This is a genomic window from Chryseobacterium sp. Bi04 (genome assembly GCF_918698085.1).
Lineage (GTDB): Bacteria > Bacteroidota > Bacteroidia > Flavobacteriales > Weeksellaceae > Chryseobacterium.
In genome coordinates this window covers 70,126-92,639 of the sequence record NZ_CAKKLP010000008.1, presented here as the reverse complement: position 1 = coordinate 92,639, position 22,514 = coordinate 70,126, and the positions used below count along the sequence as shown (strand labels likewise).

The window sequence follows — 22,514 nt, the reverse complement described above, 5'->3', positions numbered from 1 at the left end:
ATGAAGAAACTAATCTTTATATTTTCATTATTAACAATAATATCATGTAGTTCTGTAAAATATTATGAATATTATCACAATGATAATATAACTGAAATGAATTCTAAATATGCATACTGCACTTTAGAGGTGCATAAGGATAAAGTTATTTATAGAGCTTTCAATAATAGCTATGTATATAAAGAAAAAGAGCCTATATCTTTTCTCTATATTGAAACCGGAAAAATGAGTGATCTGGACTATATTCCACTGTGGAAAGCCTCAAAATTTTATTATTATATAGATGAAAATCAAAAAAAGGTAATTGACTGTACTCTTTTATCAGATGCAGATATTAAATTATTAGGGGGGTATTTTAAGGAGAATAATTTATACAAAAGAGAAAGCAAACAACCAGAAGATTATCACTTTAATAATTATAATTTAAATCGAATTGCCATATGGTTTCCATCAGAACTGAAAAGAGTACAAAAAATAAATTACTCTAAATTTCCAAAAGAAATACAGAAAATTAATCTTGTAAATCCAGATTCTGAAAAAGGTAACATAAAATAAAAGATAAAAGGATTGCTCTATAGTGCCTCATGTATTATTGTTGACATTGTCAAAAGAAAAAATGGTTACTGAATTATAGACAGGTGTTGTGTGGCAACTAGAACAATCAAAAATAGATGGAATAATGATAGAATACAATTAAAACATTCATTATTATGGATAGGTTAAATAACGATGGCAAAAATGCCGTCCCGGAAACTCAAAATCAGGCTCCAGAACAGACTCCCGATCAGATGAAAGCTGCCAACAGCCAGAAAATGGCAGGAAAGCGTGCCGAAAATGAGGAGAAAGATAAAAAGCAAGAAGATTTATTGCTGGCTATAGACGGAGCAAAAATAAAATTCAATGCTCATTTGGGAACATTTAAAGTGTTGAATGATGTACCCACCACACAAGATAAGCTTACCGGAACCATCGTTGAAAAACAGATTCCAAACTTTATCTTTGATGATGGGTTTCAGATGATTTCTCTCACAGAGTGGCAGGATTTTGGAACTGTGAAAGTTCAGGAGAATTATGTGCTGCTAAAAAAGTCCACTTTACCGGGAACAGGAAAAATGCCGGGAAGTGTTCCCCCTGAAACAGGGAAAGTAGAATTTGTAACCTCCGGACAAGTAAATGTTCCGGAAAGTATTGATGCAAAAGGAGCACCGGTGCCGGAAAATAAAGATGGTAAGTGTCCAAATTGTTCAAAAGAAATAACCGCTGAGTTAATAAGAGAAACAATCGGTGTAAAAAGCTTAAGTGAAAAACAACAACAAATTATAAATTCAATATTACCTTACTTAAATAAATATAGAAAAGATTTTGGTTTAGATACATGCTTAAGAAAAGCTCACTTTGTTGCACAAATTGCTCTTGAGTCAGCTTCGTTTACAACATTTGAAGAAGGAGAAGAATATTCTTCCAGTATAAGTTTAGGAGTTTTTAGTTCTTCTGTAATTCCAATCAATACAACTATTGTTGAATCTTTGAAAGACCATCTAACATCAATTTTTACAATAATTGATGCTAAAGGAAACAAAATTTCAAAAACAAATGATGAACTTAAAACAATATTATTGAATGATAAACCATCTATTATAGACGGGGAATTATATGGGAAATATATAGGAGGGAAAGATCCGAAAAATCCTAAAAAAAGAATAGGAAAAGTACTTAAAGAGGTTTTAAAATCAGATAAGTCATTAGATTATAAAATAGTATTGCAACCTCATACTTATTTTGGGATTCCTTTAATGTCTAGAGCTTATGCCCCTTATCCAGGTGATACAAGAGGACTAGGAAATGGAGATGAGCTAACGAGAGATGGGTGGAAATTTAAAGGGAGAGGTTTAAAGCAGGTGACAGGTAGGGCAAATTATGGAAGTTTTTCAAAATATAGGAATAAAAATCCTTTTACTGATGATACAACGGGATCCATAGATTTTGCAGAAGAAAAGCAAGGAGTTCCTTTAAAAGGAAAGTATTTAAAATTATCCGAAGATCCAATGTATGCAACTCAATCTGCATTATGGTTTTGGAATGAAGGAACGAAATATAATAAAAAAACAGCAAAGCAGCATGCTGACAACGATGATGTTGATTCTGTTTCAAAAGCTATTAATAGATACGATACAAAAGCACTCCCTAAAAGGGCGAAAAATTATGAAAGAGCAAAAATTGCTTTTGAAATTAAAGAACATTATGAATCTATAAAAAAAGAGAAAAAATGATAAAATACCCGCCCAAGATATTATTTGTTTTTTTGTTTAGCATATTTTCATATGCTCAAAATGTTTCTGTTTTAAAAGATTCGGTATGTATTTCCAATGAATGTTTTGAGTTACAGGAATTAAAAATAGAAACTAAGAATACAGTCATTTACAAGAAAATTCAAAAAAGCTATGATCTTTTTAATGGTGTTTTTTTTGATAACTCAGAAAAAAGATTGAATGCAAAAAAAGATACTTTAAAAAACTTAATTTCAACAAATTCTTTACGTGACAACCAATTTGGATTTGAAAAATATAAAATATTTCTCAATAAGAACGGCTTACTAAATGTATCTGTACATATTCAGTCTTATGGCTCTCCATGGGAGTATACGATCTATTATTTCTTTGATGAAATGAATGATACAGAAGTTGGAGAAAAATTATTCACGAACAAAAAAATGCTCCTACAGATATGTAGTAAAAAATTAAAGACAGATAACAACGTATTTGTTCCAATAAAGAATCTCAATCAATACAAAATAGATACAAGTATAGAGGGGAAAATTATAGGTATAAATCTCATTTTTTATGATGAGAAAAGTAGAACAAATAGTGGTTATCCGGAACACTCTGTTTATTTTACATGGAAAGAAATTGAAAAATTTATAGCACCACAGTATAGAAGGCGATTGACACAATATTAAAACATAATGTTTATTAAAAAAATTAAGATAACCTATCCAATGATTTTTATACTAATGGGTTTTGTAGCCCAAGCTCAGGAAATAAAGATTTGGAATAAAGTTTTAAATGCCAATATCATACTTCAACAGAAAGTAAGTGACGATAGTGTTTGTTTATCAATAGATAAAAAAGAAAATAAATGGCTGAATAGAAGTGTAAATATAAAAACTGTTATTATTGGAATAATGCTAAAATAGAGATTACCGCTGGTTGTTGTAAGAAAAATTTATTGATTATTAAACGAACTTTTTTAGGGAATAATATTGTTGGAGACAAACTTTATTTTAAGAAAAATAATGATAAATATTATTTAAAGCCCTTAAAGAATTTGAACAAAAAACAGAGAAGAATTTTGAATGATGTAAATTAATAATTTCCTATATTATAATTAGTTATGATATTTTATCATTAAAAACATTCATTAATATGGATACTTTAAATATTGGATTAAAGAAGGCTCATATATTAGCTAAAAAAGGAGCAACTCATGAAGTTGTGAATTCAATAACAGCAAAAGTAAATTATGCAACAAAATCATATAGTAACAGAAGAGAAGCTTTTGAGAGAACCGTTAAAATATTTAAAGGTGATCAATAAAATTCCTTTACTATTTTTATTTTTAGGTTTGAGCTGTCATTCTCAAACTTCTCAAGTGGAAGCATTGTTAAAATCGAATGAAATTGTAGCTCAGCTGCATAATGATTTTAATAATGATGGAACACGTGATGATTTATATATTATAACAACAGATAATAAAAAACAGATAGAAGACCTTACTAAAAGAAAGCTTATCATCGTTTTCAAGAATAAAAATAATAAAGAGCTTTTAACCTATGAAAATGACAACATTTTCCCTTGCAAAGAATGCAGTGGTAAATCTGATGCTAATATTGATCATTTAAAGTTTGAAAATAACCTGCTTTCATACACAACATCTATCGCACCTCTAGCTTCTGATAAGTATTCTGTTGTAGACTTTACATTACAGTTTTCAAATAATAATTTTATTCTTTATCAATACAGAGAAAGCTACTTTGCTACAGAATCTGATGATAATGCATCAGTTTTGTTAGATACAAGTGATCTTCCCAAGATGAAGTTTAATTATTATGACTGGGTAGCAAACAAAAGCTGGTTGGATTATCTCAGTATTTCCTCCAATAATATTACTAAAATAAATGATTTAGCTTTTAAACTCGAAAATATTAACCCGACAGTATCGATTAATGTGCTTCAGAAAATAATTCAAAAATATCCCGATCGGGTAGTAGCTTATCTCAATATTGCAAATAGCTATTGGAATACCGGACAAAAAGGAAAAGCCATAGAAAATTATAAAATATATCTTTCTTTAATGAAGTCTCAAAAGAAGGATTTGAAGAAAGTTCCAAGGTATGTACTGGACAGAACAAAATGATGAAAAATTTAATACATACATTACTTATTCTGGTGACGTTTCATATAAACGATTTTGCGCAAACACCAAAATCCTATACCGTTACTCATATTGTTAATAAAACTATTGATAAAGGAGAATACGTTGATGATAAAAGAATTGACAAATTATTTTTTAAGTATGATGAACTATGTGTTTCTAAAAAAAAGTAAAATAATTGCTATTATATTGGTGCCTTTATTTACTAGCGCACAATATCAGATTATTGCTAAAAAAGATCTGAATTTAGATAACATCCAGGATGTTACTTATAAAGATTCAGTTACCAATAAACTAATTTTTGAATATGTGAATTCAATTGAGAACAGGAAAAATGATTCAATATTTTTTTTCTCGAATTATAATTCAGAAGCAGGAAGTTTAAATGTCAAAGTAATAAAAAGTATTGTCAGCGTTAAATTCACTTATGCACCTAAATATCTTGATTTTGACTTATTAAACTTTAGCTATGATAAACTAAAAAAAGATTGGATTTTGATAGATATTTTAAGCTCAAGAACTAATCCTTTAAGTGAAAGGTTAATGACTGAAAAGTGTCAGTATAAAATACCAAGAAAAATGAATTTCTCTTTGACAAAAAATAACTTTGATAATGTTCAGGAAAAGCTATTAGATAATAAGAAATATTTAGTGAAGTGTTCTAAAAATAGCCTTGAATGAAAGGGATGAAAAGTAACATGAAATAGGCAGAGTTAAAAATATCAAGTAAGGGTACAAATAATAAAGCTAAAATTAATAAACAGGATGATTAGATCATTTATATTTTTAATTTTTTTCATTTCCCACTTTGCCTATTCTCAAAATATTATTGGTGTGTATTCATCAGTAGAGGCTAAGTGTAAGCTCAATCTAAAAATAGCCATTGATAACAGTTTTATTTTTAATATAGGAAAAATAAAAAAGTATAAAGGAACTGTCAAAGTCTCTAAAGAAGATCGTGTAACCTATCTTGATTTTAGTGATGATATAGCAGCTATGTATTCAAATGACACAATCTCTATTCAAAACTCTGGCAATTCAATGAACCAGTATACACATTTTAAAGAATGCGATGAAGTGTATATCCATTTGGTCAAAAAAAGTTACTTTGAAAGCTTATATTCATTATTATCTTATGAAAAAAAGCTTTCAGGTTTTATAGTTTCTTCTACTTTGTCTGATATTGAGAACATGCTTCGTGAAGTACCATTACAAAATGATAATATTGATTAATATAATAATCTTGCTTATTATTTAGCTCAAACTAAAAACGGAAATCAATTTGCGATCACTATATTAAATGAAATAATTAAAAAATGTCCTCATAGAACAGTGGCATATCTAAATTTAGCTGATAGTTATTGGATAGCAGGTGAAAAAGAAAGTATTAATTATCAGGAATACCTTTCTTTAATGAAGTCTCAAAAGAAGGACTTGAAAAAAGTGCCAGCGTATGTACTGGACAGGACAAAATAATGAAAAATTTAATACATACATTACTTATTCTGGTGGCGTTTCATATAACCGCTCTTGCGCAGACACCAAAATCCTATACCGTTACTCATATTGTTAATAAAACTATTGATAAGGGAGAATACGTAGATGATAAAAGAATTGACAAAAAGGATAAAATAAGTACTGATAACCTTATTTATATCTCCAGCCCTAAAAATGATAGTATTGCTTTCTATGATTTTAATGATTCTTCGGTATCAGAAAAGAAAGTACCCAATATATGTGCTTTGGCAAAAAATCAGAATAGTCTTTTGTTGACTTATAAAAACGGAAGCTACAGTACAAAACTTAAGATTACATTCAATAATAATGAAAAGACAGTTTTAATCGGAGATAAGGATGTCTTTTACTTGAATGATTCTTACTATAAATATGTACAGAAAAGTGTTGGCGATAATTTAAACATCCCCGATCTGATTGACTTCCTGGAAGATTTTTTAGCAGGGTATGCACTGGAAGATTTAAAATATATTTCATCATATGAAAAATACAAGCATAAGGATTTCAAAATAACAAAAGCTTATATGGAATCTTTCAGAACCCAGGCAAGTGATTATCTGGATAAATGGAATGTAAAGTTCTCGTATTGTAATGCAGGAGTACCAAGCTATGTTTTAAAAGAATCTGTAGAAGGAGATCGGGAAATAGAAAAAAAACTGATTTCTTCTAATAAAGGAATTTTTAAATATACAAAACATACCAATTCGGAGAGCAGATTGATTACTGATACTGACATTCGAATGGACGTCAATAATCATAGATACGACGAAAAAGTAACTTCACTTCAGGTAGGATTGGGAAAAGAAACCCGATATGAAATTAAGCAGATTTCCTATAAAAAATTTCATTTCAAAGAACTGATGCTTACCTCTGGCAATATTTCCAACATCATATCATCAAAATAGAAAAGAGAGGACAGGTGTAATCCTTCTGGCACAAAAACGCATTACAATTCATGAGGATGTGACATAAAAGTTGTATAACTGGTTTATAAATGGTTATTTTTGTTTTGGTTTGAAAAAATAACCATCATATGAATAAAAAGCTAATTATTTTAACGGCCGCAATAACAACGGATCAGGTTTATAAACTTGGGGACTAAGCAAATTGGGTTAAATCTAAAACCTCTTGTTTGGATGACATTCAGAAATCTAGGCATAAAATATGTGATTTTTATATTTGACTTGAAAATAGGATGGAAATAACCTTTTATTTCACGCAAAGGAATGATAATTGGGATGTTCTATTTTTAAGAAAGCAAAGAAAGGCGACTTTGTCGCTGAATAAGCGATATAAAAAAGTTAGCTTCATCAAAATCGATTTCTAATCGATTTATTCTTGGCTCACTTAAAATCAAGCATAATAAAAATAGAACTTTGCGTCAAAGAGAAGTTGTATTGATGTAAGTTTATGCTATCCCTCAACTTTTGCACCTGATCCGTAATATCAGTATTGTTGCCGTTTTTACGCTTTGATAAAAACTTATAAAATTAAAACCTCTGAAAATCAAATGATTTCAGAGGTTTTGTACCCAGTACCAGAATCGAACTGGTACATCTTTCGATACTAGAGTTTGAGTCTAGCGCGTCTACCAATTCCGCCAACTGGGCTTGTTTTAAATCGGTGTGCAAATATAAAAACTTTTTTTAATGTTCAAAAGCTTTTTGGAATATTTTTTTAAAAATTAATCTCCAAACCATCGTAGGCAAGGTGGATTCCGGGTGGAAGCTGCTTATCTTCAACATCATGCAGTCCCAGGTGGTGACTGATGTGAGTAAGAAATAATTTTTTAGGTTTGAGCTCTTCAAACAGCCTGATAACATCCGGAAGGATAAAGTGAGCAGGATGAGGATCAAATTTTCTGATACAGTTTAAAATCAAAACATCTAAGTTCTTCAGTTTTTCCTTTTCCGTGTCTGAAATAAAACCGGCATCCGTAATGTACGCAAGGTTTTTAAACTTATACCCAAATACGGTAATTTTATAATGAATGACCTCAACAGGCGTAATTTCCGTATCCAGCACCCGGAACGGCTTATTTTCAATCTCATGAAGCTCAAAAGCAGGAGCACCCGGATACCTTACATCACTGAAGGCATAAGGAAAACGGTTTCTTATTTCATGAGCCACCCTCTGATAGCAATAAAGGGGAACATCTTTTCCACTTTTAAAAATCAACGGACGCATATCATCAAGCCCGATGACATGATCATTATGTTCATGGGTAATCAGTGCTATATCTACGTTATGCTCATGATTAATAAGCATTTGCTGCCTGAAATCCGGGCCGCAATCGATCAGTATTTTTTTATTTTCCTCCGTAGTAACCATTACTGAAGAGCGAAAACGTTGGTCTTTGGGATTTTTGGAAGTACACACTTCACATGTACATCCTATAACGGGCACACCTTGGGAAGTACCGGTTCCTAAAAATTTCAACTTCATTTTGTTTTGAGGTTGGTTTAATTTTGGTAAATTTACAAAAAATTTCACGTCCTAATGTATCAGAAACTAACTCCTAAACAAAAAGCATTAACAATTAATCTAGATCCTACTATTTATGGTACTTTCGCAGAAATTGGAGCAGGGCAGGAGACTGTTCGGCACTTTTTTAGAGCAGGAGGAGCTTCCGGTACGATTGCTAAGGCAATGTCCGCTTATGACAAAGAATTTAGTGATGCGATCTATGGTAAAGAGGTAAAAAACAGGTACGTTACCCAAAACAGACTTCGAAAAATGCTTCGATATGAAGTAGCATTAATTGAAGAAAGAATTTCACGTGATAATAATCCTGATAGAAAATTTTTCTCTTACGCGAATACCGTAACCACCATTAATTTTGACAAAACAGTAAAAGGCCATGGCTGGGTCGGAATTCGTTTTCAAACCAAAGAAAATGAGGATTATAATGAAATTGTTATTCACGTAAAATTTAACGAAAATGATGCTACCTTACAGCAGGAAACTTTAGGGAATCTTGGGGTAAACCTTATTTTCGGGGCTTTTAATTACTTTGACAATCCAAGAACATTGGTAGAGTCTCTATACGACGATGTAGCAAAAGATAACCTGGAAATCGATATGATTGACTTCAGTGGGCCGGCTTTTGCCTATGTAGACAATAGGCTTATGTCATTACAGTTAGTGAAAAACGGAATGACTGATGCTGTAATCTTCAATTCTCAGGGAAACAATATGCTTCCGGCAGATGTATTATACAAGAAAAATATTTTTGCAGTAAGAGGAAGTTTCAGACCGGTTACCAAAGTGAATATAGATATGCTTCAGAATGGGATGGATATGTTTTTCAAAGACGCCATCTGTACCCATGAAGAAACCGAAGTACTTATCGAGATTACCATTTCAAACCTTAGGGCAGACGGAGATATTGATGAAAGGGATTTTCTGGATAGAGTAGATATTCTTGGTAAATTAGGATATACTGTTATCATCTCAAACTTCTCTGAATATTACAGACTTATTGATTATTTTGCATCCTATACGAGTGGAGATATTGGTGTAGCAATGGGAGTAAATAACTTATTAATGGTGTTTGATGAGAAATACTATAAAAATCTTTCAGGAGGAATTCTTGAAGCGTTCGGGAAGTTCTTCCGAAACGGAATGAGAGTGTACCTGTATCCATATAAAGACCCTGAAACCCATCAGCTGCTGGATTCTTCCAACCTTAAAGTTGAAGAAAACCTTAAAGAACTCTATAAATATTTCAAACATAACAACCGTATTGTAGATATTACCAACTATAATCCTGAGTTTTTGGAAATCTATTCGAGAGAAATATTAAGAAAAATAGCATGCTGTGTTAAAGGTTGGGAAACTCAGGTTCCGGAGGGCGTAGCAGAAATGATTAAAGAACGTGGAATGTTTGGTTATAAAGAAGAACTTTCCTTAAAACAATTCTCTTAAAAATAAATAAAATGTCAGAACTAAAGAAAAGACTTTCCTCAATTCTTGAAAGTCCTAAACATAATACAGAAGAAAAGCTTCAGAAAGTTTGTCACCTGTTGGATCAGGAGATCTCTTATTTTAACTGGACAGGGTTCTATTTTAAAAATGGAGATAAAGACGAGCTTATTTTAGGCCCTTATGTGGGAGCTCCTACAGATCATACCATTATTCCTTATGGAAAAGGAATTTGCGGTCAGGTAGCACTTTCCAATGAAACATTTGTAGTTCCTGATGTTCAGGAAGAAAGCAATTATTTAAGCTGTTCAATCGATACCAAAGCAGAAATTGTTGTTCCTATATTTAAAGACGGAAAAAACGTTGGTCAGATTGATATTGATTCCCATACAATTGATCCTTTCACTGCTGAAGACCGCGAATTATTAGAGTGGCTTTGTCATGAAGTTTCCAAGATTTTGTAATTGAAAATCAATTCATACTAAAATACAGACTCCAGCTTTTTATAGTTGGAGTTTTTTTGTGACAGAATGAATTAATTTTAAGGGTTTATAGTGGGAGGACTCACGGAATGACAGACAGGATGTTGAATAACTCTTTTAATTAATTTTATGATTGTAGTTTTAACCACCCCGTCAAAAATTCTTTGAATTTTCGCCACCCTTCCCGGGAAGGGAATGTTATCTCTTCTATTGTAATATACAACGTGATATCGATGAAAATCGCAGATTTTGAAAAACTTAAGTGTACTTATTGTACATAACGATTGTCACTTAAAATAAGCTTAAGTGTTTAAAGCTTTTGTGGTTGAGGCGTAATCTTTGTCATTCCGCAGGAATCTAAATGATGTAAAGAAAAATACGATGTAGAGATTCCTACGGACAAACATGTTGCTGAATAACTTTAGAATACATTTTGATACTTCAATTTCTGATATAAAAATTATAGACTTTGAAAAGCTTAAGTGTACTTCTTGTACATAACGCTTGTCACTTAAAATAAGCTTAAGTGTTTAAAGCTTTTGTGGTTAAGGCGTAATCTTTGTCATTCCGCAGGAATCTAAATGATGTAAAGAAAAATACGATGTAGAGATTCCTACGGACAAACATGCTGCTGAATAACTTTAGGATACATTTTGATACTTCAATTTCTGATATAAAAATTATAGATTTTGAAAAACTTAAGTGTACTTCTTGTACATAACGCTTGTCACTTAAAATAAGCTTAAGTGTTTAAAGCTTTTGTGGTTAAGGCGTAATCTTTGTCATTCCGCAGGAATCTAAATGATGTAAAGAAAAATACGATGTAGAGATTCCTACGGAATGACAAACATGCTGCTGAATAACTTTAGAATACATTTTGATACTTCAATTTCTGATATAAAAATTATAGACTTTGAAAAGCTTAAGTGTACTTCTTGTACATAACGCTTGTCACTTAAAATAAGCTTAAGTGTTTAAAAATTTTGTGCCTTTTGGCGACGAATCTTCGATTTGTGGTAAAAAAAATCAGATTTGCATCAGGTGTATCTCTGCCAGAAGCTCTTTAAAGTAATTTTCGCACTTTGCAATATGAGTACCATACCATGAAAATGCTTCACCATCAACAATCATTATCTTTTTATCCGGATAAATTATTTTTAATTCCTCAATATGCTTTTCTTTAAACGGAAATGGCTCGGAAGAAAGCATGATGACATCAGCTTCAGCAAGATCTTCGGCTGTAATCTCAGGATACCGGGTTTTATCTTTGAAAATATTTTCAAAACCTATTTCTGATAGAATTTTATGAATAAAAGTATCAGAACCAACGGTCATATAAGGATTTTTCCAGATGAGATAAGCTGCTTTTACAGTATTTTCAAGCTTTGACTGATTGAGGATTTCATAGATCTTAAGATTAAAAAGCTGCGCTCTTTCTTCTTTATTCAGGATTTTTCCAAGATTTTTCAGGAGGTAGTAATTGTCTTCAATAGTTTCAACATGGGTTACGATTACTTTGAAATCATTCATTAAAGCTTCCACCTGTTCTTTGATGTTTTCCTCTTTGTTGGCAAGGATAAGATCCGGCTGCAAAGCTTTTATTTTATCAATATTGATGTTTTTGGTGCCACCAATTATCGATACGTTTTTTACTTTATCCTGAGGATGAATGCAGAATTTTGTCCTTCCGATAATTTCATTTTCAGTGAGTCCTAAGTCAAATAAAGCCTCCGTAATAGAGGGTACGAGAGAAACAATTTTCATATGGGCATGTTAGATGATGCCTAAAATTACAAAAGTTTTCCGGTTAAGAAAAGCCCTGCTACAGTAAAATAAATGATAAGCCCCGTAACATCTACCAATGTTGCTACAAAAGGAGCGGAGGAAGTTGCAGGGTCCAGGTTTAACTTTTTTAAGACAAATGGAATCATAGAACCGGATAAAGTTCCCCATAATACAATGGCGATTAGAGAAACAGATACACTTAATCCTACATAGGCCCAATATTCACCATAGTTGAAAAGCCCAAGTTTCTGCCAAAGCATAATCCTTACAAAACCGATACCCCCCAGAATCAGCCCCAGGCAAATCCCGGAAATAATTTCCTTTTTCATGACATACCACCAGTCTTTCAACCCAATTTCCTGAAGTGCCATAGCACGGATAATCAGGGTAGCAGCCTGAGATCCGGAGTTTCCACCACTGGAGATAATCAACGGAACAAATAAGGCAAGAACAACAGCCTTTTCAATTTCTTTATCAAAATATCCCATTGCTGAAGCTGTTAACATTTCTGAAACGAAAAGAATAATCAGCCATGTAGCTCTTTTCTTGATCATTTCTGTCCATGAAGTCTGGATGTAGGGAAGATCTAATGCATCCAATCCCCCAAATTTCTGGATATCCTCTGTATTTTGCTGCTCAATTTGGTCAAGAATATCATCAATCGTTACAATACCAACCAATACGCCGGCTTCCGTAATGATGGGAAGAGTGTCACGGTCATATTTCTCGAAGTAAGTGACTGCGTCTTCCTTCGAAATAGTTGTCATTATGGCTACAAAATGATTATCTGTAATATCAGAAACCAAAGTATCTTCTTCTGCAAGAAGGAGGGTTCCGATAGCAAGGTCATCTATCAGGCGGTTTCTTTCATCCACTACATACAGGTAGTTCATGGTTTCTACCTTTTTTCCCACTTTTTTGATCTGCTGAAGACATCGCTTTACGGTCCATTCCTTACGGATTTGAATGTAGTAAGGGGTCATCAGACGGGCGATAGAATCAGAATTATAACCCAGAAGCTTCAATGCAATTCTCCTTTCCTGCGGATTAAGGTGATTGATAGAATACTTGATAAGCTCATCCGGAAAGTCCTCAAAAAGGGCAGTCCTGTCATCAGGAGTCATCGCATTCAGGATTTCTGAAACTTCATCACTTCCAATACTTCTGATGGTTTCCTCTTGAAAATTAGGGTCTAGATGGGAGAATACCTCTGCTTTGTACTCCTTTGGAACCTTCAAAAACGCGAGTAACCTCTCGTCAGCTGGAAGTTCGCTGAGAGTTTCGGCTATATCGGCGGGATTGAAAATAAGTTGGTATCTAGAGTTCAAAACGTGAATTTTTTTGGATATGCAAAAATAATTCAAATTTTTAAAACTGAGCCATAAACTGGGAAAATTAAGGATTTATTAAAATTTAAGCCATAAGAAAGAACAAAAAGAACATGACAGGAGATATACTTTTACAATAGTTTTTTCGTATCTCGTTTATTATTATTCTAACTGTTCCTGAAATAGTTATCATCAAGATTATTTATTTAAAATAGAGGTGTTGGAATCTTGTTAAAATAGAGCTTTCATAAAAAAACACCTGCCGGGGCAGATGTTCAGAAAATTAAATTTTAAATTCCAATATTGTTGAATCAAATTGGTTCACATTCCGGAGTAGGTGAAAAACAGGCAAATGCCACCCATACAACATTGAAACGGATCACATTGTGAACTCTCGCTGCATTTTTTGATGATTCCACTGCCACTGATCTCTTTTTGTTCCTGTCTGTTTAGTTTTTTGAAAATTGAAGTTTTCATGGTTACTAATTTTAATAATAAGGTGAAAGGTGTTTTTTTAATCTTCAAAACATATATGTTCCATACAAACTCCTTTGCAACACATCCCAAAAATGCATTGTGAGTGTTCTGTACATTTTTTTAGACCTCCACCTTTGATTTGCTTTGTAGCTTCTCTACTGAGTTTCTTTAAATTTTTCATATGATTTAGTTTAATGTATAACTAAAATAATATTTTTTTTCTAATTATTCATTGTTTAGTGAAAATATTTTACTGAAAATCAGCATTTTGTTTTATATTTTACATTTGTAAATAAAAAGGCACCCGTAAACAGGTGCCGAAAAACAGTTTCATTGAATGGGGATTCAAATGATGTTTTTAAAACTCTATACAGATGTGTGGTGAGCAGATACCGTTACAACATGATCCTACAGAACATGGATTGTGTTCGCTGCATCTTTCAATGGATCCGCCGTTAATCTTCTTGGCGGCTTCTCTGCTAATTTTTTTTAGATTTTTCATGCAGGTTAGATTTTAATGTGCTGAATATTATTCGATAGGACACATAATGGGAGTACAAACACCGTCACAACACCATCCCACAGTACAAGGTACCGTATTGCTGCATCTTCTGATAGCTCCGCCGTTAATCTGCTTAGCGGCTTCTCTACTAAGTTTTTTTAAATTTTTCATATGATTTTAGATTTAATGTCAGACTAAAATAGTAAATATTTTTAGATTATTCATTATATGGTGAAAATATTTTACTAAAAACTAATGTATTGCTGGATTTTTTTTATTTTTATGTGAAAAAGATAACTGTAAAATTAGGTGTAAAGATATAGTGTTGCAGTCTCCTTCTGATCTGATAAAGGGAAAATTTTGAGGAGTAAAAATATGGGATGAGTAATAAATGATGGACTTACGGGAACTTTTGTCCTGCTGCTGCACTAAAGTTCTGCTTCATTCGGTTTCAGCTTTCTCAGTTTCTTAAGAATATCTCTTATAGCACCTTCCGTTCCTATTTTTACAGAATTTACACTAGATCCCAACAGACGCATGTTTTTCCGGTAGGTATCATAATCACTCTCCGTTACCAGATTTCCATCAGATGCAAAAAGTTTCATGCTTACCACAACCTGATTAGAGAAAACATATTTTCCAATGCCTACTTTGAAATACCTTACCTTAGAAACAATGGCAAAATCTGCATCATTATTGACGCAATAATCCATGATCGTCTGCCTATCAATACTGTCGAAAGGAACCTGGACCTCTGCTCTGAGCATTTTATTTCTTCTTCCGCTGAAACTGTCAGAAACAACATCGAAAAATGCATTATTGGTAGGCTCTTTTATTTCATCAATATCAGGCTCTACCTCAGGATTGAAGTAAAGAACTTTCTTTATTTTATCATCAGCATTTTTCTGTGCCTGTACTGAAGTAATGCCGATTAATAAGAAAGTAGTAACCGTTGTAAAAAGTATAATTTTTCTCATTTGTAATTCGAATGCAAAATTACTGCCTTTTCGTTGGATTCCATATAATTTATTAAGAAATTTTTAACATTTTTTTCTATCAATTTTGATTTATGAAATCAATAATGTTTGCAGAATCAAAAAATAGTCGTAATTTTGCACCCGTTACATAATAATCATTAAACAATATTGGAATGTACTTAACAACAGAAAAAAAAGCAGAAATTTTCGCAAAACATGGAAAATCTGCACAAGACACAGGAAGCGCTGAAGGACAGGTAGCTCTTTTTACATTCAGAATTAACCACTTATCTCAACATTTGAAGGCTAATCGTCATGACTTCAATACGGAAAGATCTTTGGTGAAATTGGTAGGTAAAAGAAAAAGCTTATTGGATTATCTTAAGAAAAAAGATATTACAAGATACAGAGCTATCATTGCTGAACTAGGTTTAAGAAAGTAATCTGTAAAGATTTACAAATAAAAGCAATCTCGAAAGGGGTTGCTTTTTTGTTGTTTTTATCTCAGAATTACCACAAAAGACACAAAATCTTTTTGAACACTTAGTTTAATTATAATGAAAACTGTTGTTAAGTACACTTAAAATTTTGAAAATCCTTTATTTTTGTAGTAAATATCCTAAAGCGGTTCAGCAGTCTGTTTGTCATTCCGGAGGAATCTTCACAACTTATTTTTTTAGCGTTATTTAGATTCCTCCGGAATGACAAACGTTAAATTATTATTTTGCTAAACTTTTAACCACAAAAGACACAAAATTTTTTTGAACACTTTAGTTTAAGTTATAATGAAAACTGTTGTTAAGTACACTTAAAATTTTGAAAATCCTTTATTTTTGTAGTAAATATCCTAAAGCGGTTCAGCAGTCTGTTTGTCATTCCGGATGAATCTTCACAACTTATTTTTTTTAGAGTTATTTAGATTCCTCCGGATGACAAACGTTAAATTATTATTTTGCTAAACTTTTAACCACACAAAAGTTTTTGAACACTTTAGTTTATTTTAAGTGACAAGCTTTATGTACAGGAGTACACTTAAGTTTTTGAAAATCTGTGATTTTCATGGATATCATGATGAATAGTATAATGGGGGGAGGTGATATTCCCCTTCGGAGGGGCGGCGAAAATTCAAAGAATTTTTGGGGTGGTTAAACTACACTCACAAACTTAATTTAAAGAGTTATCAAAAGCTTGTTTGTCATTCCGCAGGAATCTCCACAACGTATTTTTCTTACTTCATTTAGATTCTTACAGGATGAGCAAAGATTATGTTAATTATTTTGCTAAACTTTAACCACAAAAGACCTAGAAATAATCCTATAAACACCATGAATATTCTGTTCGGGTAAAGCAAGTATTCCTAATACTAAAAATGCCATATTTTCTAGCTTTAACTGTATTTTCATGGAAATAAAATATATAAGGTAGGTGTCCTTTTTCTGAAGAACGTTACATGTTGAAATTAAGCCAAAAATAAAGCGAAATACCCTGAGATATTTCGCTTTTATAGTTGAAAACAATTATTTCTTAGTGACCGGATTTAGCTTCAGCTGTTTCTACATGTCCTAAAAATTTAGTACAATAAGCACCAAAAATGAGGATTACCAGATAACAGAATACAGGAATAATAAATGAATGCTGCACCCCAAACTGATCTGCAAGATATCCCTGGAAAATAGGAACAATAGCACCTCCTAAGATGGCCATTACAACAAGAGATGAACCCTGACTGGTATATTTTCCTAATCCGGAAATAGCCAGTGTATAGATATTGGAGAACATAATTGAGTTGAAAATACCAATTCCTAAGATACTGTACATAGCCATTTCACCATGATTTACCATGGCGGAAATAAGCAATATTACGTTGATGGCCGCAAAAATAGACAGTGTTCTTGCCGGAGCTGATTTACCAATAAAGAAAGCTATAAAATTAAGTACGATAAATACAAGGAAAAAGCTGATCTGAGAAAAACTAAGATCTACAATGCTGAAAATAACAAGGAAAACAGCTCCTGCTGCCCCCAGCATATAAATTGCTTTTTTCCCCTGGCTTAAGGATTGGTTTAAAGAAATAGCTCCAAGAAAACGGCCAATCATGGCACCTCCCCAATAAAGAGAGAGATAATTTTTACTGATGATCTCATTAAAGCCCATAATCTGAGGCTGCTCCAAAAAGCTGATGATAAAACTTCCTACAGCCACTTCACCTCCTACATAGCAGAACATGGCAAAAACTCCAAATTTCAAATGGTTAAACTGAAGAGCCCCCAGTCCTTTTTCAATCTCTTCCTCCTGGGTCTGGAAAGAAGGTAATTTCACTCTAGAAATAAGTAAAGCAACAAGTAAAAGAATACCTGCAAAGATCAGATAAGGAATTCTGGTTGCCACTGCACTGAACGAACCATCCGCTGCAGAGAAAAATTCAAATATCAGGTGTCCTCCCAAAACCGGAGCAATTGTTGTCCCGAAGGCATTGAATGCCTGGGTCATATTCAGACGGCTGGATGCCGACTCTTCACTACCCAGTAAAGAAACATACGCATTGGCCGTGATCTGTAATACCGTAAATCCTAATCCCAGGATGAATAAAGCCCCCAAAAACAAAGGATAATAAGAAAAAGTAGCCGCCGGATAAAATAATATACACCCGAAAGCTGCAAGGAAAATACCGAATAGAATTCCTTTTTTATATCCTGCTTTATTAATGGGATCTCCTTTGTAGATAGAAATCAGAAAATAAATCAGAGATCCGATAAAGTAAGCTCCGAAGAAACAGAACTGTACCAGCATGGATTCGAAAAAGGTAAGTTTGAAAAGTTGTTTCAGATAGGGGATCAGGATGTCATTCATACAGGTAATGAATCCCCACATAAAAAACAGCAGGGTGATGGTAACCAACGGAACCGTATAATTCCTGCTTTGTAGTTGTACTTCTTTATTATTCATAAACATTTATTTAATATAGAAAGAGCTTTGAAGCTCTGTCATTTCGGAAAGGATTGCTCCTTGTTTTTGCCTACAGCATTTTAATTTTTGTGAAGTAGGGCAAATATAGGGATCAGCCTATGTTTCTGCAATGATTTTACTATTTTTTATAATCAGATGTATACTTTTGGAACGATAAAAATACTATTTTCTTTTTTTGGGACAATAAAAAATTAAAAAATACTAAATAAAATAAAAAAACAGCCCCAAAAGAGGCTGTTTACTATGATTGATAAAGGATCAATTAGCTTTCTAAACTTGACTGATGCATATCGTTATTCAGTAAATGGAACTTTGACGGATCTCCCATATATAAAATGTTTTTGGAAGATGCAGATGGAACATAGGTGGCGGAATGACCGAAAGAATTACTTAATGAGCTCATGTGTACCTGGTCATTAGATAAATTATTTACGACCACATCACTTGCTCTACCTATGATGCTTTTATTAAACGTATTGGAAATTAATGATAAAGCGGTCATTGAAGAAGTCTCAAAATAGATATCGTGGTTGGCGTTGCCTTCAAAGTAATTATTAATCAAACTTAGGGCTTCCCGACCATTATAACCAGCAAATGTAAATTGGAGACCTACTCCGAAATTACTTTCAAAACTACAGGAATCAAATTTTACAGCATGTCCAGCAATAATGACAGCTCCAAACTTATTATTAATTAAAAAATTACAATTACGAAAATTAAGCAGGTTAGGATAAGTGAATCCCTCAGGATTTTTCGTTCTCTCATTGTACATACCATAATTACAAAATTTAGAAACTAAAAAAGAAATCTGGGCATTGCAGACATTAACTAATTGAAAACCGATATCAAACAATGAAATTTCAATATTATTAACCTCTGCCCCAATGAATTCCTGAATCAGTAATCCAACTCCAGAGAGAGAAAGCCCTTTTGGTTTAGTGATGGTAAGGTCACTGACAGAAAAATAAGGTGGATCGGAAGGATCGGAAGGCCCTTTGATGAATAATGCAACAGAGGTAGGTCCGTAATTTTTAATAACCGAATTTCCTAATCCTTTCCCAATAATCTGGATGCGGTTCTTAACTGTTCCCTGCCATGAAAAATCTAAAAGAAGCCCCTGTGTTGTTTTCATGATTCCGGCAGGAAGTAGAATATTAAGTCCCAATTTGCACGCCATATTGAAGGCTGCCTGTAATGCAGAGGTATCATCGTTGATATCATCAGCTTTAACTCCAAATATTCTTACATCCAGATCTCCTGCTGTTACATCGGTTCTTACATAATAAAAAGGACTTCCTCCACCATCCATTTTCTTTCTATAGATGATATGGTCTACTTTGGTGTCATCCATTGCAGTCCCATCTATCCATGAGGTGATGCGTTTGAAATTAACATCTTCATTGGTATGGCTGTCCACTAACCTTACTAAGTTGGCAGTATTAGAATCACTTGCCGAGAAAAATTCATCAGTAAAAATCATAATTTTGTTTTTAAAGTTAATATAAATAGACCAAGATTCCCGAAGGAATTTTAAGTCTGAAGCAAATGTAATGAGTCACAACGTCAAGACTTGACGTGTTATTTATTCATTTGAAAATTTAATATTTCATTATTATATAGTACCTTTGCAGACGAAAATTTAAAGAGTTTAAATATTAATTCATACTCAATACGGAGTATTAAGAAGACAAATTTATGAGTATACCTCAAGCGTTTACAGAGCTGATTACTCTTGCTGACGGCAGAGAAATCACTATTGAAACAGGGAAATTAGCTAAGCAGGCTGATGGATCTGTGGTAGTAAAAATGGGCGGAACAATGCTTTTAGCAACTGTTGTAGCCAATAAAGAAGCAAATCCTGGTGTAGATTTTTTACCATTAACAGTAGATTATAGAGAAAAATTCTATGCAGGTGGAAGAATTCCTGGAAATTTCTTCCGTAGAGAAGCAAGACCTTCAGATCAGGAAATTTTAACAATGCGTTTGGTAGACAGAGTGCTACGTCCGCTTTTTCCTGAAGATTTCCATGCTGAAGTTCAGGTAATGATTTCCTTAATTTCTTATGATGGAAAAACTATTCCTGATGATTTAGCTGGTTTAGCAGCTTCTGCAGCTATTGCTATTACTGATATTCCTTTCAACGGGCCTATGTCTGAAGTAAGAGTGGTAAGATTCGACGGAAAACTTTCTATCAACCCAAGTTATGAAGAACTGAAGAGTTCTGAGCTGGATATCATGGTTGGAGCTACTAAAGATTCAATCGTAATGGTAGAAGGGGAGATGAAGGAAATTTCTGAGCAGGAAATGTTAGAAGCTATTAATTTTGGTCATGCTGAAATTAAAAAGCAAATTGAAGCTCAGGAAAGATTAGCAGAAAAAGTAGGAAAAGCTTTTCCAAAAAGAGAATATTCTCACGAAAATCACGATGAAGAAATTCGTGAAAAAGTTTGGAAAGAAACTTACGATAAAGTATATGAGGTGGCTAGAACGCCATCTGGAAAAGAAGAAAGAGGAGAAAAATTCAAAGCGGTTCGTGAAGAATTCCTTGCTCAATATGCAGAGGATGCAGAAGAATTAGAAAGAGTAACTCCTTTCGTAAAAGTATATTACCATGACGTAGAGAAAGAAGCAATGCGTCAGATGATCCTTGAAGACAATATCCGTCTTGACGGTCGTGATCCTCAGACGATCCGTCCGATATGGTCAGAAATTGACTACCTTCCGGGGGCTCACGGTTCTGCAGTGTTTACAAGAGGTGAAACTCAGTCTTTAACAGCAGTAACGTTAGGTTCTGTAAAAGATGCAAACATGGTAGACAGCGTAATCTCGCAACACGACGAAAAATTCTTTTTACATTATAACTTCCCTCCATTCTCTACAGGTGAAGCAAGACCTTTAAGAGGAACTTCAAGAAGAGAGGTAGGACACGGTAACCTTGCTCAAAGAGCATTACAGGCAGTTATTCCTGAAGAAAATCCATATACCATCAGAATTGTTTCTGATATCTTAGAATCAAACGGTTCGTCTTCAATGGCAACAGTTTGTGCAGGAACATTGGCATTAATGGATGCAGGGGTAAAGATTACAAAACCTGTTTCCGGTATCGCAATGGGATTGATCACAGATGCAAAATCAGGTAAATTTACTGTACTTTCTGATATCTTAGGAGATGAAGATCACCTGGGAGATATGGACTTCAAAGTAACAGGTACTGCAGACGGTATCACTGCTTGTCAGATGGATATCAAAATTCAGGGTCTTTCTATGGATATCATGGAAAAAGCTTTGATGCAGGCTAAAGACGGAAGATTACATATCTTAAATAAAATCACTGAAACTATTTCTGAGCCAAGAGCAGATGTGAAACCTCACGCTCCGAAAATGGTGGTAATGGAGATCTCTAAAGACTTCATTGGTGCTGTAATCGGGCCTGGAGGAAAAATCATTCAGCAGATGCAGAAAGATACCGATACTGTTATCGCTATTGAAGAAGTAGGAGAAATCGGACGTATCGAGATTGCAGGAACAGACAGAGAGAAAATCAATGCTGCTGTGGCTAAGATCAACGAAATTACTTTCGTACCGGTTGTAGGTGAAGTATACAACGGTAAAGTAGTAAAAGTAATGGACTTCGGTGCTTTCGTGGCTATTGCTAAAGGTACAGAAGGTCTTCTTCACATTTCTGAAATCGAATGGGCTCGTTTAGATAAAGTTCCATATGCAGAAGGAGATGAAGTGGAAGTGAAATTTATGGGTTATGATGACCGTAAGAAAATGAAACTTTCCCGTAAAGTTCTTTTACCAAGACCTCCAAGACCAGAGGGTAAACCAAGACCGGAAGGACAAGGTAGACCTGAGGGGCAAGGAAGACCGGAAGGAAGACCAAGACCAGAAGGACAAGGAAGACCACAAGGTGATGCACCTGCAGAAAACCAGGCTCCTTCAACAGAAGCTTAAGATATTATTCTTAGATATAAAAAGATTCCTCAATTTGAGGGATCTTTTGTTTTGTATAAGCATTGTTATACTTGTTATGTTTACTGAAATTATGCAAATAATGTATGCTGCAAATTTTTAAGGCGGAAGAACATCAAGGATTACTGCAAATATGCTGTATTGAATGCAC

The 22,514-nt window shown here is 33.5% G+C and carries 22 protein-coding genes and 1 tRNA gene; 13 read left to right on the top strand and 10 right to left on the bottom strand.

The features are described 5' to 3' along the window. From LQV47_RS13785 to LQV47_RS13745, 9 genes are all read left to right on the top strand, one after another. Positions 1-555 carry a hypothetical protein gene (locus LQV47_RS13785; RefSeq protein ID WP_230037786.1) on the top strand — a complete coding sequence of 185 codons (555 nt, stop codon included), beginning with the start codon at positions 1-3 and terminating at the stop codon, positions 553-555. Positions 556-710: 155 nt separating this feature from the next. Next, the gene (locus tag LQV47_RS13780; protein WP_230037784.1) at positions 711-2,270 is read left to right on the top strand and encodes a hypothetical protein; all 1,560 of its coding nucleotides are present in this window, start codon (positions 711-713) and stop codon (positions 2,268-2,270) included. Next, a complete protein-coding gene (locus LQV47_RS13775; RefSeq protein WP_230037782.1) occupies positions 2,267-2,956 on the top strand; it encodes a hypothetical protein in 690 nt (229 codons plus the stop codon). Before LQV47_RS13780 ends, LQV47_RS13775 begins: the two co-directional genes overlap by 4 nt. A gap of 6 nt (positions 2,957-2,962) precedes the next feature. Further along, positions 2,963-3,193 carry a hypothetical protein gene (locus LQV47_RS13770; RefSeq protein WP_230037780.1) on the top strand — a complete coding sequence of 77 codons (231 nt, stop codon included), beginning with the start codon at positions 2,963-2,965 and terminating at the stop codon, positions 3,191-3,193. Positions 3,194-3,422: 229 nt separating this feature from the next. Beyond that, the gene (locus tag LQV47_RS13765) at positions 3,423-3,593 is read left to right on the top strand and encodes a hypothetical protein (RefSeq protein WP_230037778.1); all 171 of its coding nucleotides are present in this window, start codon (positions 3,423-3,425) and stop codon (positions 3,591-3,593) included. Positions 3,594-3,648: 55 nt separating this feature from the next. Further along, entirely contained in the window at positions 3,649-4,413 is a 765-nt protein-coding gene (locus LQV47_RS13760; RefSeq protein ID WP_230037776.1) for a hypothetical protein, read from the top strand. 126 nt (positions 4,414-4,539) lie between these two features. After that, entirely contained in the window at positions 4,540-5,112 is a 573-nt protein-coding gene (locus LQV47_RS13755; RefSeq protein WP_230037774.1) for a hypothetical protein, read from the top strand. 84 nt (positions 5,113-5,196) lie between these two features. Then, complete coding sequence (locus LQV47_RS13750) at positions 5,197-5,664, top strand: hypothetical protein (protein WP_230037772.1); 468 nt, start codon at positions 5,197-5,199, stop codon at positions 5,662-5,664. Between the two features lie 242 nt (positions 5,665-5,906). Further along, the gene (locus tag LQV47_RS13745) at positions 5,907-6,851 is read left to right on the top strand and encodes a hypothetical protein (protein ID WP_230037770.1); all 945 of its coding nucleotides are present in this window, start codon (positions 5,907-5,909) and stop codon (positions 6,849-6,851) included. A 623-nt stretch (positions 6,852-7,474) separates the two neighbouring features. On the opposite strand, the gene LQV47_RS13740 is transcribed toward LQV47_RS13745, so the two are convergent. Together LQV47_RS13740 and LQV47_RS13735 are read right to left on the bottom strand one after the other, a co-directional pair. Beyond that, a tRNA-Leu gene (locus LQV47_RS13740) sits at positions 7,475-7,556 on the bottom strand. 67 nt (positions 7,557-7,623) lie between these two features. Continuing rightward, positions 7,624-8,391, bottom strand: coding sequence for an MBL fold metallo-hydrolase (locus tag LQV47_RS13735; RefSeq protein ID WP_230037768.1), 768 nt, complete (start codon positions 8,389-8,391; stop codon positions 7,624-7,626). Positions 8,392-8,445: 54 nt separating this feature from the next. Here LQV47_RS13735 and LQV47_RS13730 point away from each other — a divergent pair, with 54 nt between their 5' ends. Together LQV47_RS13730 and LQV47_RS13725 are read left to right on the top strand one after the other, a co-directional pair. Continuing rightward, a complete protein-coding gene (locus LQV47_RS13730; RefSeq protein ID WP_230037765.1) occupies positions 8,446-9,873 on the top strand; it encodes a TonB-dependent receptor in 1,428 nt (475 codons plus the stop codon). 11 nt (positions 9,874-9,884) lie between these two features. Further along, positions 9,885-10,334 (top strand): GAF domain-containing protein, encoded by a 450-nt coding sequence (locus LQV47_RS13725; protein WP_230037763.1) that lies wholly within the window; start codon positions 9,885-9,887, stop codon positions 10,332-10,334. Positions 10,335-11,378: 1,044 nt separating this feature from the next. Here LQV47_RS13725 and LQV47_RS13720 read toward each other — a convergent pair. The 6 genes from LQV47_RS13720 to LQV47_RS13695 form a co-directional block, all read right to left on the bottom strand. Then, positions 11,379-12,116, bottom strand: coding sequence for a helical backbone metal receptor (locus tag LQV47_RS13720; RefSeq protein WP_230037761.1), 738 nt, complete (start codon positions 12,114-12,116; stop codon positions 11,379-11,381). 26 nt (positions 12,117-12,142) lie between these two features. Then, positions 12,143-13,465: a magnesium transporter gene (gene mgtE, locus LQV47_RS13715; RefSeq protein WP_230037759.1), complete on the bottom strand. Its 1,323-nt coding sequence runs from the start codon at positions 13,463-13,465 to the stop codon at positions 12,143-12,145. A 321-nt stretch (positions 13,466-13,786) separates the two neighbouring features. Next, positions 13,787-13,942: a hypothetical protein gene (locus LQV47_RS13710; RefSeq protein ID WP_230037757.1), complete on the bottom strand. Its 156-nt coding sequence runs from the start codon at positions 13,940-13,942 to the stop codon at positions 13,787-13,789. A gap of 358 nt (positions 13,943-14,300) precedes the next feature. Beyond that, positions 14,301-14,444: a hypothetical protein gene (locus LQV47_RS13705; RefSeq protein ID WP_230037755.1), complete on the bottom strand. Its 144-nt coding sequence runs from the start codon at positions 14,442-14,444 to the stop codon at positions 14,301-14,303. A 27-nt stretch (positions 14,445-14,471) separates the two neighbouring features. Beyond that, entirely contained in the window at positions 14,472-14,615 is a 144-nt protein-coding gene (locus LQV47_RS13700; RefSeq protein ID WP_230037753.1) for a hypothetical protein, read from the bottom strand. A gap of 257 nt (positions 14,616-14,872) precedes the next feature. Then, positions 14,873-15,421, bottom strand: a complete 549-nt coding sequence (locus tag LQV47_RS13695; protein ID WP_230037751.1) for a pyruvate decarboxylase — start codon at positions 15,419-15,421, stop codon at positions 14,873-14,875. Positions 15,422-15,594: 173 nt separating this feature from the next. Here LQV47_RS13695 and rpsO point away from each other — a divergent pair, with 173 nt between their 5' ends. Continuing rightward, positions 15,595-15,864, top strand: a complete 270-nt coding sequence (gene rpsO, locus LQV47_RS13690) for a 30S ribosomal protein S15 (RefSeq protein WP_034704056.1) — start codon at positions 15,595-15,597, stop codon at positions 15,862-15,864. Positions 15,865-16,945: 1,081 nt separating this feature from the next. Here rpsO and LQV47_RS13685 read toward each other — a convergent pair. Together LQV47_RS13685 and LQV47_RS13680 are read right to left on the bottom strand one after the other, a co-directional pair. Continuing rightward, positions 16,946-18,367: a sugar MFS transporter gene (locus tag LQV47_RS13685; protein WP_230037749.1), complete on the bottom strand. Its 1,422-nt coding sequence runs from the start codon at positions 18,365-18,367 to the stop codon at positions 16,946-16,948. 283 nt (positions 18,368-18,650) lie between these two features. Continuing rightward, positions 18,651-19,868 (bottom strand): hypothetical protein, encoded by a 1,218-nt coding sequence (locus LQV47_RS13680; protein WP_230037747.1) that lies wholly within the window; start codon positions 19,866-19,868, stop codon positions 18,651-18,653. Positions 19,869-20,083: 215 nt separating this feature from the next. On the opposite strand from LQV47_RS13680, the gene LQV47_RS13675 reads away from it, so the two are divergent. Next, entirely contained in the window at positions 20,084-22,345 is a 2,262-nt protein-coding gene (locus LQV47_RS13675; RefSeq protein WP_230037745.1) for a polyribonucleotide nucleotidyltransferase, read from the top strand. The last annotated feature ends 169 nt before the right edge of the window (positions 22,346-22,514 follow it).